Source organism: Thermoclostridium stercorarium subsp. stercorarium DSM 8532 (assembly GCF_000331995.1).
Classification (GTDB): Bacteria; Bacillota; Clostridia; order DSM-8532; family DSM-8532; genus Thermoclostridium; species Thermoclostridium stercorarium.
Map to the genome: position 1 here is coordinate 1,484,842 of NC_020134.1, position 12,381 is coordinate 1,497,222.

The window sequence follows — 12,381 nt, forward strand, 5'->3', positions numbered from 1 at the left end:
ATTTTAAATAAATTGTCCAATATTTGTTTAATCATGTCAATATTTTAATGAAAAGAAACTTAAGCGTTCATTTTAATTCATTTTTCGAAAGTAGCACTTCGGGAACATCGCCAACAATTACCGTTTCAGACACTATTAATTCCCTGTTTATCTCTTCTTCCCTGTCAGTTATGGGAAATAGTATTCTCACTTTCACGTATACGTTCATTTTCAGCCTGTGAACGGTCTGATTGATTCCTGAAGCGTGAAAAGACGATTCCGGCATGACTTTAACCTTTCCTGACGGAACTATTCTGAAAGGAATTGAAAAACCGAAAGAAGACAATAATTTGCTGCCCGTAACCGACCCCAACGGAACGGTTATTGTTTCGGATTCCCGTCCGGAAATCTCTTTTTGTATGTTTTCTGATAAAACCGAAGCAAAACGGTTTATTTCCATTCCGTCGGTTTCAACAGACGTGACCTTTCCGTCGCCGTTATAACTTACAGAAACAAAATTTCTGCCCTTAAACTCAGATGAGGCTGACATTACTCCGTAGTCTATGTACTCATTGACAAGCTGTGCGGCCTTAAATTCACAGACTTTCTCAACTGACGCATAAAAATTGTTTAAAACTTTGCTTATCGCGGCTGAGAAAAGCAAAATACATGCCACTAACCGGAAGAAACGTATAAAATCACGTATGCGCATACTGTTCAGGGTATTTATACGGTAACGGTTTCTGTACCTCTTTCTGATATACGGCATATATTCTCTGTAGAGATATTTTCTCATAAAAATACCCCCATACATTCAATATATTGGTATGGGGGTATTCCGGTGCTTGTATTAAATCCAGCCTTTTTAATCAAGATAATCCTTAAGTTTTTTACTTCTGCTCGGGTGGCGAAGCTTTCTGAGCGCTTTTGCTTCAATCTGGCGTATACGCTCACGGGTAACGTTAAATTCTTTGCCGACTTCCTCAAGAGTACGGGCCCGCCCGTCATCAAGACCGAAACGAAGCCTTAAAACCTTTTCCTCCCTTGGTGTCAGTGTATCCAGCACATCCATCAGCTGCTCCTTTAGCAGCGTAAAAGCAGCCGATTCGTCCGGTGCCGGCGCGTCATCGTCAGGAATAAAATCGCCGAGGTGACTGTCTTCTTCTTCGCCGATGGGAGTTTCAAGGGAGACGGGCTCCTGTGAAATTTTCATAATCTCCCGCACTTTTTCCACCGACATACCCATTTCCTGGGCAATTTCTTCAGGTGTCGGTTCTCTTCCCAGTTCCTGCAGCAACTGCCTTGATACTCTTATCAGTTTGTTTATTGTTTCCACCATGTGCACGGGTATGCGAATGGTCCTCGCCTGATCGGCTATTGCCCTGGTAATGGCTTGCCTAATCCACCATGTCGCGTAGGTACTGAATTTGAAACCCTTTCTGTAATCAAATTTTTCGACGGCCTTAATCAGCCCAAGGTTTCCTTCCTGGATTAAGTCGAGAAAAAGCATGCCTCTTCCCACATATCTTTTTGCAATACTTACAACAAGGCGCAAATTTGCCTCCGCCAGCCTCTTTTTCGGTTCTTCTTCGCCCGCTTCCATTCTTTTGGCCAGCTCTATTTCTTCCTCTGCGGTTAACAGAGGAATTTTGCCTATCTCTTTTAAATACATCCTCACAGGATCGTCAATGGCCACACCTTCGGGAAGACTTAATTCAGGATCTTCTTCCAGATCTATTTCCTCAATCTCATCATCTATATCGGGCACCACGTCAATTCCCATACGTTCAAGAGCATCATAAATTCTTTCAATCTTTTCAGGAGGCAGATCTACTGTTTCAAAAGCATCCATAATCTCCTTGTACGTAAGCACACCTTTAGCCTTGCCCAATTCGGCCAGTTCCCGCAGAATAACCGCAGGCTCCTTTTTGACTGCCGGATTTTTGGTATTCTTTGTATTTGAAGCTTTTTCCTTGCTTTTTTCCTTTTCATTGCCGTTTTTGGCCTTATTATTATCGTTTTTCTCTTTCATGTTCCCTTCCTTACCGTTGTTGTCCTTGCCGGAATTAAGCTTTTCTTTTTCGGGACCGGCGTTACTTCCATTACCGGCGGTTTCGGAAATCATCTCATTGTTTTTTTCCACATTATCCGCATTGGTTATACCGGCAGAAACATTTTTATTCTTTTTATCTGCCATATTAATCTAATCCACCTCTCGTTTGTGAATAGTATTTTTACCATTTATTGGCTATTTTCCTTATTATGGCCTGAAGTTGTTCCTGAAGCCGTTTTCTTTCTTCCATATTGGTAATATTCTTCAAACGCATTAAAATATCCTTTTTTTCCTCTTCCAGTTTTAGAATCTCCAGTTTCTCCAATATGTCTTCGAGGGCCTTTTCAGGCTCATCGAAGTTACAAAATGTTTCGGATATATGAATTAGTGATGAAGCCTTTTCAGATGCAAGCCGTGAAATATATTGCTCGAGGACGAAATCCTCGCCGTTTTTCAATTTCTCATACAAGATACCTGCCATCTCCCTGAGTTCTCCGTCGCTGTAATCAGAAGCAGGATATCTTTCAGCTGCCATATGGTATAGCCTGTTCTCGCGGCTTAACAGAGCCAACAGCATTTTCTCGTACCGGACCCTTATATTCTCGTTTTTATGAAGCTGAGGAGTCTTCGCAGGACCCGTCAGTTCCTTTCTGGCGGAATAAAACTCCGTGGTTTTTTCCTTCCGCTGTTTCTGTTTAAGCCGCCTGTCAACCTCAGCGTGCAGAGCGTCTTCCGAAATTCCGTAGGTACCGGAAATTTTCCTGATTATAATCTCCCTTTCCATAAAGTTCTCCACTTCTGTAAGAAGATCTGCCACGCCGTTCAGGAAATTAAGCCTGCCTTCTTCATTGTCGGGCGGATACGTATTCTTCAGCACGTTTATTTTATATTCTAACAGTGATATTGCCCGATCTATCAACATTTTAAACTTTTCCGGACCATTTTTTCTTATAAATTCATCAGGATCCTTTCCGTCAGGAACTTGAAGTACCTTAACACGGCAGCCGATTCTGTTAAGTACTTCAATCCCCCTTTCGGTCGCTTTCTGTCCGGCATTATCGCTATCATATCCAAGAATTACTTCATCCGCGTATTTTTTCAAAAGCCTTCCCTGCATACTGGTCAACGCAGTTCCCAGAGAAGCTACGGCAAAATCAATACCTGCCTGATGCAGAGAAATAACATCCATGTAACCTTCTACTATCAGAAGCTTTTTTTCACTGCTTTTTTTGGCCAAATGAAGCCCGAACAGTTCTCTCCCTTTGCTGTAACAGGGAGTTTCCGGAGAATTGATGTATTTGGGCAAAGAATCATCCAAAACCCTTCCGCCGAACGCCACAACGTTCCCACGGATATCAAATATCGGAAAGATAACTCTCCCCCGGAATCTGTCAATTAATTTTCCGCTTCTGCCTTTAATTGCAAGTCCCGACTGGATAATCACATACTCGTCAAAACCTTCCTTCAGAAGGTAATCTGACAATATACTCCATTCATCCGGAGCATAACCAAGCCCGAACCGTTTAATAATACGGTTGCTTAGACCTCTGTCATAGAGATATTTCAGTGCTTTCTTACCCTTTTCCGAGGCGAGACACGAAAAGTAAAACCTTGCGGCAGCTTTGTTGGCTTCAAGAATTTTTTTCCTAAGCCTGATTTTTTGCTGCTCTTCCTTGTCATCGGGCTCAGGCAGTACTATTCCTGCTCTGTCTGCAAGCATTTTAACGGCATCGGGAAAACTTACGTTTTCTATGTTCATTATAAAATGAAAAACATTACCGCCCTGGTTGCAGCCAAAGCAATAATAGAACTGCCTTACGGGTTCAACGTGAAAAGACGGTGTCTTCTCCTTGTGAAAAGGGCATAGTCCAAAATACCCTCCCCCTTTCTTTTCAAGGCGGATGTATTCGGAAACCACTTCCACCAAATCATTACTTAACCTTACTTCTTCAATTATTTCATCGGGATAATAGCTCATAAACCCCCCGGACACACTATATTATCATATTCGACAATTTTTATTAAAATCCTTCTTATTAAAATTAAATAAATTTAATGGCAAAAAAGAATGCAAATCTGTTAAAATCTCATCCATCTTGCGGGTATAAATATGGAGTTAAAAGTATTTATCGCATATCGGTCGGTCATTCCGGCAATATAATCGCAAACTACACGTTCAATTCCTTCTTCATCTATTTTGTTGTAAAACTCTGCAGGCAGAAGTTCGGGTTGTTCAGTTAATTTATAGTAAAGGCTGCGAATAAGGTTTTCTGCCTTGCCTTCCTCGGCTTTCGCACTGGAACCTATATACACATTGCGGAACATGAAATTCCTCAGTTCTTCGGTAGCTTCCCTGAATTCGTCACTCATTGAAATTTCGCCCTTATCCCTGCTGTTTTCTATAATATTCACAATCATATTATTAATCCGCTCACCCGATGTATTTCCCAGCACTTTCAGACAGCTTTTGGGAAGCTCATCCTGAGAAATAACACCACCCCGGATGGCATCCTCTATATCGTGATTGATATACGCAATCCTGTCCGCAAATTTTACAATACATCCTTCAAGGGTCTCGGCCTTCTGTTCCCCCGTGTGGCATAGTATTCCGTTCAGTACTTCATAGGTCAGGTTAAGACCTTTGCCGTTTTTTTCAAGTTTTTCAACAACCCTGACACTTTGCTCGTTATGTTTGAAGCCCAAAGGACATATTTCCTGAAGAACACGTTCACCTGCATGTCCAAATGGTGTGTGCCCCAAATCATGCCCCAGCGCAATTGCCTCGGTTAAGTCTTCATTTAGCCTCAGGCTGCGGGCAATTGTCCTTGCTATCTGCGATACCTCAAGAGTATGGGTAAGTCTTGTTCTGTAATGATCTCCTTCGGGTGATATGAAAACCTGGGTTTTGTGTTTCAGCCTCCTGAAAGCCTTTGAATAAATAATTCTGTCCCTGTCTCTCTGGAAATCGGTTCTGACACTGCATTTTTCTTCAGGATGGGCTCTGCCTTTTGATCTGGATGACAAAGTGGCATAGGGAGAAAGAATTCTTTCCTCAATCCTTTCTATTTCCTCACGAATTGTCATAAGGCCGATCACCTCAACTATTTATATATACCCAAAAAATTCGGAAATAAGCGATAAAAACAAAAAATACGCCTATAATCCGCCTTAATTGAGTATATAAAACCTCGAAGGATGATACTGCAAAAAAGGACAGTTTTTTATACTGTCCTTGTCCGAATTTAATTAAATTAATCTGAAATCAGCCTTTGAAGCTCGTTACATTTCGTTCAGACAATTTCTGCAAATATGCCTCCCCTTGTATTCCACCATATCGTCAGAAACATTATCACAGAATGTGCAGCGGGGAACATATTTATCCAATACCACGTTCCCTTCATTGTCAATAAACATTTCAATGCTGTCGCCTTCGTTGATATTCAGCTGTTTTCTGAGAGACTTCGGAAGTACGATACGTCCAAGAGCGTCAAGTTTTCTGACATATCCTGTAGCTTTCATTATAAAAATACCCCCCCAGTAAAAAATATAATAAATTTAATTATTTTTTGATTTCTAAATATTTTTATTAAACACTAAGAAAAAAGATACCTCAACCCAGGAAATTTGTCAATACAAAACAATAAAAGGAGAGGAATAACCTCTCCATACTATTTAAGCCATGACATCATTTTTCTTAGTTCTCTTCCTGTTTTTGCAAGAAGATGCTCTGCTTCCTTACGTCTTGTGGTGAGAAGTCTCGCCCTGCCGCCTGCTTTATTTTCTGCTATCCATTTTGATGCAAACGTTCCATCCTGAATTTCTGCAAGTACCTGCTTCATGGCCTTTCTGCTTTCTTCGTTTATGATTCTTTTGCCTGTGGTATAGTCCCCGTATTCTGCGGTATCGCTAACCGAATAACGCATAAATTCAAAACCACCCTGGTAAATCAGGTCCACAATCAGCTTCATTTCATGTACGCATTCAAAATATGCGCATTCTGGTTGATATCCCGCTTCCACAAGGGTTTCAAACCCCGCTTTCATCAGCTCCGTGATACCGCCGCACAAAACTGCCTGTTCACCGAAGAGATCGGTTTCTGTTTCCTCTCTGAAGGTAGTTTCCAGAATCCCCGCCCTTCCTGCGCCAATGGCTGCAGCATAGGCAAGGGCGTATTCACGGGCTTTCCCTGTATAATCCTGATGTACTGCAATTAAAGCAGGTACACCTCGTCCTTCAAGGTATTGTGAGCGTACGGTATGACCCGGCCCTTTCGGAGCAATCATTGTTACATCCACGTATTCAGGAGGTACTATTTGGCTGTAGTGAATGTTGAATCCATGGGCAAACATCAGCATATTGCCTTCCTCAAGATTTGGTTCAATACTTTCTTTATATATATCAGCCTGAACCTGATCGGGAACAAGAAGCATGATAATGTCGGCAGCTTTTGCCGCCTCTGCGGTGTCCATTACGGTCAGCCCATCCTGTTTTGCCTTTTCACGGCTTTTTGAGTCCGGCGCCAGACCTACTATTACTTTTACACCACTGTCTCTTAAGTTTTGGGCATGGGCATGACCCTGACTGCCGTAACCTATAACTGCGACGGTTTTATTTTCCAGCAATTTTAAATCACAGTCACTGTCATAATACAGTTTTGCCATTTGTAATCCTTCCTTTCGATATAATTTATAAAATTCAAATAATTGTTTTTTCTCCACGTTCCAAAGATATAATACCTGTCCTGACATCTTCAAGAATGCCGAATGGTTTCAGCATCTGCTGCATCGCAGCCACTTTTTTTGAGCTGCCCGATGTTTCAATTGTAAGTGTTTTTTCCGAGATATCAACAATGTTTGCCCGGAATACTTCAGCTATCTGCATTATTTCAGAACGAACCGATGTATCTGCGTTCACCTTGAAAAGCGCCAGTTCCCTGTGAACTGAATCTTCAATATCGAGCCGCTTAACTTTTATAACGTCAATAAGCTTTCCAAGCTGTTTTTCCACCTGTTCAACCGTATTTTCGTCCCCTTCAACCACTATTGTCATGCGGGAGATGGCAGGGTCATGAGTAACACCCACTGCGAGACTTTCAATATTAAACCCCCGTCTGCTGAAAAGGCCGGAAACTCTCGACAGAACCCCCGCATGGTTATTTACAAGCACCGACAGTACATGTTTCATAAAAATACCTCCAATACTCTTATCTCGGCATCTTTTGTAATTTAACACCTTAGAATTGACGAAAGCCAGTTTTCATTCCAAAATTGCGCCTTTGTCAGCTGACGATACGAGCTTTGCATATCGTGCCAAATAACCTTTCCTTATCTTTGGCTCAGGCGGCCTCCATGCCTTCAGCCTTTCTTCTATTTCCTCCCGGGAAAGATTAACATCAAGTTTACCTTCAGGTATATTTATTGTAATAATATCGCCGTCCCTGATTGCAGCAATAGGGCCACCCACCGCAGCTTCCGGCGAAACATGCCCGATTGACGCTCCACGGGTTGCACCGGAGAACCTTCCGTCGGTTATTAACGCAACATCCTTGTCAAGCCCCATACCTGCTATCGCAGATGTAGGCCCGAGCATCTCCCTCATGCCCGGTCCGCCTTTGGGTCCTTCATACCGAATAATGACCACATCACCTTTTTTTATCTCTCCTGAATAAATGGCTTTAATTGCATCGTCCTCGGAATCAAATACCCGGGCAGGACCGCTGTGGCACAGCATTTCTTCCGCCACTGCGGCGCGTTTCACAACAGCGCCTGCAGGCGCTATATTTCCTTTCAGAACGGCTATGCCACCTGTCTCGCTGTATGGGTGTTCAATGTCCCTTATTACGTTTCTGTCCCTTACAACCGCATTTTTAATGTTTTCTCTGTGGGTTTTTCCGGTAACGGTTATAAGATCCAAATGCAGAAGGTTTTTCTTGGAAAGTTCCTTCATTACGGCCTGAACACCGCCAGCCATATACAAATCCTGCACATGGTACGGACCGCTCGGGGCAAGTTTGCAAAGGTTAGGAACCCGTGCGCTGATTTCGTTTATTATATCAAGATTAAGGTTTATGTCCGCTGCATGAGCAATAGCCAAAAGATGCAGTACCGAGTTTGTGGAACACCCAAGTGCCATATCGACGGCAAGGGCATTCTCAAAGGCTTCGGGTACAAGTATATCCAGCGGCTTAATGTCTTTTCTGACAAGGTCTACAATTCTCATTCCCGCCTGTTTCGCAAGCCTGATTCTCTGGGCATAAACAGCAGGAATCGTTCCGTTTCCCGGCAGGCCCAGTCCCAAAACTTCAGTAAGGCAATTCATTGAATTAGCCGTAAACATGCCTGAACATGAACCGCACCCCGGGCACGCGTTATTTTCGTATTCAAGTACTTCCTCTTCTGTCATCATACCCGCCTTGTAGGCTCCCACCGCTTCAAAAACGCTGTTCAGGTCCAGCTGTTTCCCTTTCCAGTTTATGGAAAGCATCGGCCCTCCGCTTATAAATATGGAGGGAACGTTTATCCTTGCAGCAGCCATAAGCATGCCCGGAACTATTTTGTCACAGTTTGGTATAAACACCATACCGTCAAAACTGTGCGCCAGGGCCATTGCCTCACAGGAATCGGCAATAAGCTCCCTGCTTGCCAGTGAATATTTCATACCTTCATGCCCCATGGCTATACCGTCGCATATACCTATGCATCCAAACTCCACAGGTGTTCCCCCGGCAAGCCTGATACCCGCTTTTACAGCTTCTGCTATTTTGCTTAAATGTATATGTCCCGGTACAATTTCATTAAAGGAATTTACTACACCAATTAACGGTCTTTCAATTTCCTCGTCCGTATATCCCATAGCCTTTAAAAGACTTCTGTGAGGCGATCTTTCAATACCCTTTTTTATTATATCGCTACGCATACACTCACATCCTTATCACGCCATTAGTATGTAATTATGTCATCATGTTCTTACATTCTTACATTATAAACTAATAACAATATTATGTAATTTCCATTCAGGTATAAATCAACTGATCTATTCCTTTTCCGGGCGGCACGATCGGCAGTACCCTTTCGTCGATGTCAATGATGAAGTCTATTACCACGGGCACGCTATCTTGACTTAACGCCTTTTCTATTGCAGGAACGACTTCTTCTTTTTTGGTCACCCTTATGCCGATGGCACCGTATGCTTCGGCAAGTTTAACAAAGTCCGGCCCTCTGTCCAGTGTCGACTGGGAATGCCTTCCGCCATAGAACATGGTTTGCCACTGACGAACCATGCCAAGCGTTCCGTTGTTAAGCAATGCTATGACTATGGGAAGTTTATAATAAACCGCAGTCGCAAGCTCGTTACAGTTCATTCTGAAGCTGCCGTCACCTGCGAAATTGATTACCTTTCGCCCCGGTTTTGCAAGCTGTATACCTATTGCCGCGCCCGTACCATAGCCCATAGTGCCAAGTCCGCCAGAAGATATGTACTGCCTGGGGAATTTATAGTCAAAATACTGGGCTGCCCAAATCTGATTCTGGCCCACTTCTGTTGTAACATAAGCATCGGGCACCATTTCGGAAAACTTTTTTATAATGTACGACGGTTTCAGCTGCCCGTTATCCGGTATTACAAGACGGTATTCATCTTTCCATTTTAACACCTGCTCGGCCCATTCGGAGCGCTCTACCTTTTTAAGACGTTCAATAATGCCTTTCATTATTTTATCCGTATTCCCGGTAAGCGGATAGTGAACACTAATGTTTTTATTGATTTCTGCCGGATCTGCGTCAATATGCATAATTTTTGCATACGGCGCAAATCTCTTCATGTCGCTTATAACCCTGTCACTGAAACGGGCACCGATGTTTATAAGGAGATCACACTCCGAAACCGCCTTATTTGAAACTCTTGTGCCGTGCATACCGAGAAGTCCGGTATACAGAGGATACGAACTCGGAATTGCACTTGTTCCCATTAAAGTGGTTGACACAGGTATCATCATTTTTTCGGATAATTCAAGCACCAGATCGGTTATACCTGCAATTATCGTTCCGCCGCCGGCGAGAATAACCGGCTTTTTCGCATTCTGAATTGCATATGCCGCTTCATCCAGGTCTTTTTCGGTATACAGGTCCTTAATATCCAGATTAAGCCTTTTCCTGCCGTCGAACGGGATGAATTCAGTCTCGTCGGCTGTTACGTCCTTGCATATATCCACAAGGACCGGGCCTGGTCTTCCCGTTGTGGCAATTTCAAAAGCCATGCGCATGGTTTCTGCAAGCCTGTTGACATCTTTCACAAGAAAATTATGCTTGGTGATTGGTTCGGTTATTCCTGTAATATCCACTTCCTGGAAGGAATCTCTTCCTATAAGCGTTGAAGGTACCTGACCTGTAATAGCCACCAGAGGTATAGAATCCATATACGCAGTAGCAATCCCCGTTACAAGGTTTGTTGCCCCGGGCCCCGAAGTCGCTATGCACACACCGGGTTTTCCCGTTGCCCTTGCATAACCGTCGGCGGCGTGAGCAGCGCCCTGTTCATGGGATGTCAAAATATGCCTTATACCTTCTCCTTTTTTATAAAGGGAATCGTATATATTCAGCACAGCTCCGCCGGGAAAACCAAATATTGTATCCACATTCTGTTCCCTCAAACATTCTATGACAATGTCCGCACCGGTTAATTTCAAAAAGATCACCCCGCTTCATTTTAATTGATTATCCGATAATCCGGCTCACCACCGCATCTCCCATTTCTTCACATCCTAAGACTTCTGAGTTTTCCGTTGCCAGATCCCTTGTTGCGTATCCTTCCTGGAGTACTCTCAAAACTGCGTTTTCAACAGCCTCTGCCGCTTTTTTCATGTTAAACGAATATTCCAGCATCATCGCAACTGACAGAATCGCAGCGAGAGGATTGGCCTTGTTCTGCCCCGCAATGTCCGGGGCTGAGCCATGTACGGGTTCATAAAGCCCAAATCCCTTAGAATTCAGACTTGCCGACGGCAGCATGCCGATTGAACCGGTAATCATCGCCGCTTCATCCGACAGAATATCGCCAAAAAGGTTTCCCGTGACAATAACATCAAACTGTCCGGGGTTAATTACAATCTGCATTGCCGCATTATCGACATACAAATGTTTTAATTCCACATCGGGATAATCCTTTGCCACTTCAGTGACAATTTCCCTCCAGAACCGTGAAACTTCAAGCACATTTGCCTTGTCCACCGATGTGACCTTCTTCTTTCTCTTCCTTGCTGTTTCGAACGCAAGGCGGGCTATTCTTTCTATTTCGAATTTTCTGTAAATCATCGTATCATACGCGCAGGGCTCGCCGTCATATACCGTTCTTTTCTTTTCTCCGAAATAAACGTCCCCGGTAAGTTCACGCAGTACCAGGATGTCCAGATTATCCCCTATAATTCTGTCTTTAAGCGGGCTTGAATTTTTTAGCGGTGGGAATATTTTTGCAGGCCTGAAATTTGCAAATACCCCAAGCCCTGAACGTATTCCCAGTAGCCCGGCCTCAGGGCGTTTATTCAACGGAAGATCATCCCATTTTGGTCCGCCGACGGCACCAAGAAGCACTGCGTCCGATTTTTTGCACAGTTCAAGAGTTTCGGCCGGCAGCGGATCGCCGGTTTTATCTATCGCAATTCCGCCTATATCGGCATAATTGTATTCCACGCCAAAGCCAAACACCTCTGCCACCTTATCCAGCACTTTGACAGCCTGTTTTATGACTTCGGGCCCAATACCGTCTCCCGGTAATACCGTGATTTTATATGTATTCGTTACAGAATTCATCGCAGACCTCCTGCCTTTTTACTTAAAATTTCAGTAACGGGAATTCTTATTTTTTGTTTTTTATGTACTGCATAAGTCCGCCTGATTTAATAATGTCCTGAATGAATTCAGGAAAAGCCGTGGTTTTGTATTTTTTCCCTGTGGTATGATTAATTATTACACCATTATCCAAATCCACTTCCAGTTTGTCGCCGTCGTTCGTTTCATCAACACATTCGGGGCATTCGACGATAGGAAGCCCGATATTTATCGCGTTTCTGTAAAAAATTCGTGCAAAACTTTTGGCAACCACACATGAAATTCCCGATGCCTTTATGGCAATAGGCGCGTGTTCTCTTGAAGAACCGCATCCGAAATTAAATCCTCCGACTAAAATGTCACCGTTTTTAACCCTTGAAACAAAAGTCTTATCCAGATCCTCCATGCAGTGTTTCGCAAGTTCGCCCGGATCCGAGGTGTTTAAGTACCTCGCAGGGATTATTACGTCAGTATCGATGTTGTCTCCGTATTTTATGACATCACCTGTATAGTTCATAACTTTCACAC

Annotated in this window: 11 protein-coding genes; all 11 read right to left on the reverse strand. The window is 43.4% G+C overall.

What is annotated here, in order from left to right; translation table 11 throughout:
• Positions 1-67: 67 nt before the first annotated feature.
• Positions 68-775: a sporulation protein YunB gene (gene yunB / locus CST_RS06495; protein ID WP_015359050.1), complete on the reverse strand. Its 708-nt coding sequence runs from the start codon at positions 773-775 to the stop codon at positions 68-70.
• Between the two features lie 69 nt (positions 776-844).
• Positions 845-2,011 (reverse strand): RNA polymerase sigma factor RpoD, encoded by a 1,167-nt coding sequence (gene rpoD / locus CST_RS06500; protein ID WP_410177104.1) that lies wholly within the window; start codon positions 2,009-2,011, stop codon positions 845-847.
• Positions 2,012-2,213: 202 nt separating this feature from the next.
• Positions 2,214-4,010: a DNA primase gene (gene dnaG / locus CST_RS06505; protein WP_015359052.1), complete on the reverse strand. Its 1,797-nt coding sequence runs from the start codon at positions 4,008-4,010 to the stop codon at positions 2,214-2,216.
• A gap of 101 nt (positions 4,011-4,111) precedes the next feature.
• Positions 4,112-5,116 (reverse strand): deoxyguanosinetriphosphate triphosphohydrolase, encoded by a 1,005-nt coding sequence (locus CST_RS06510; RefSeq protein ID WP_015359053.1) that lies wholly within the window; start codon positions 5,114-5,116, stop codon positions 4,112-4,114.
• Between the two features lie 195 nt (positions 5,117-5,311).
• On the reverse strand, positions 5,312-5,551 hold the full coding sequence (locus CST_RS06515; RefSeq protein ID WP_015359054.1) for an AbrB/MazE/SpoVT family DNA-binding domain-containing protein: 240 nt from the start codon (positions 5,549-5,551) through the stop codon (positions 5,312-5,314).
• A gap of 149 nt (positions 5,552-5,700) precedes the next feature.
• Positions 5,701-6,693: a ketol-acid reductoisomerase gene (gene ilvC / locus CST_RS06520; protein ID WP_015359055.1), complete on the reverse strand. Its 993-nt coding sequence runs from the start codon at positions 6,691-6,693 to the stop codon at positions 5,701-5,703.
• Positions 6,694-6,727: 34 nt separating this feature from the next.
• Positions 6,728-7,216: an acetolactate synthase small subunit gene (gene ilvN, locus CST_RS06525; RefSeq protein WP_015359056.1), complete on the reverse strand. Its 489-nt coding sequence runs from the start codon at positions 7,214-7,216 to the stop codon at positions 6,728-6,730.
• 72 nt (positions 7,217-7,288) lie between these two features.
• Positions 7,289-8,947 carry a dihydroxy-acid dehydratase gene (gene ilvD, locus CST_RS06530; RefSeq protein ID WP_015359057.1) on the reverse strand — a complete coding sequence of 553 codons (1,659 nt, stop codon included), beginning with the start codon at positions 8,945-8,947 and terminating at the stop codon, positions 7,289-7,291.
• Positions 8,948-9,044: 97 nt separating this feature from the next.
• Positions 9,045-10,715: a biosynthetic-type acetolactate synthase large subunit gene (gene ilvB, locus CST_RS06535; RefSeq protein WP_015359058.1), complete on the reverse strand. Its 1,671-nt coding sequence runs from the start codon at positions 10,713-10,715 to the stop codon at positions 9,045-9,047.
• A 28-nt stretch (positions 10,716-10,743) separates the two neighbouring features.
• A complete protein-coding gene (gene leuB, locus CST_RS06540) occupies positions 10,744-11,835 on the reverse strand; it encodes a 3-isopropylmalate dehydrogenase (RefSeq protein WP_015359059.1) in 1,092 nt (363 codons plus the stop codon).
• A 46-nt stretch (positions 11,836-11,881) separates the two neighbouring features.
• Complete coding sequence (gene leuD / locus CST_RS06545) at positions 11,882-12,370, reverse strand: 3-isopropylmalate dehydratase small subunit (RefSeq protein ID WP_015359060.1); 489 nt, start codon at positions 12,368-12,370, stop codon at positions 11,882-11,884.
• Positions 12,371-12,381: the final 11 nt, after the last annotated feature.

Coding starts and splice junctions, on each gene's coding strand:
- yunB (WP_015359050.1), bottom strand. CDS start 775: ATGAGAAAATATCTCTACAGAGAATATATGCCGTATATCAGAAAGAGG.
- rpoD (WP_410177104.1), bottom strand. CDS start 2,011: ATGAAAGAGAAAAACGATAATAATAAGGCCAAAAACGGCAATGAAAAG.
- dnaG (WP_015359052.1), bottom strand. CDS start 4,010: ATGAGCTATTATCCCGATGAAATAATTGAAGAAGTAAGGTTAAGTAAT.
- CST_RS06510 (WP_015359053.1), bottom strand. CDS start 5,116: ATGACAATTCGTGAGGAAATAGAAAGGATTGAGGAAAGAATTCTTTCT.
- CST_RS06515 (WP_015359054.1), bottom strand. CDS start 5,551: ATGAAAGCTACAGGATATGTCAGAAAACTTGACGCTCTTGGACGTATC.
- ilvC (WP_015359055.1), bottom strand. CDS start 6,693: ATGGCAAAACTGTATTATGACAGTGACTGTGATTTAAAATTGCTGGAA.
- ilvN (WP_015359056.1), bottom strand. CDS start 7,216: ATGAAACATGTACTGTCGGTGCTTGTAAATAACCATGCGGGGGTTCTG.
- ilvD (WP_015359057.1), bottom strand. CDS start 8,947: ATGCGTAGCGATATAATAAAAAAGGGTATTGAAAGATCGCCTCACAGA.
- leuB (WP_015359059.1), bottom strand. CDS start 11,835: ATGAATTCTGTAACGAATACATATAAAATCACGGTATTACCGGGAGAC.
- leuD (WP_015359060.1), bottom strand. CDS start 12,370: ATGAACTATACAGGTGATGTCATAAAATACGGAGACAACATCGATACT.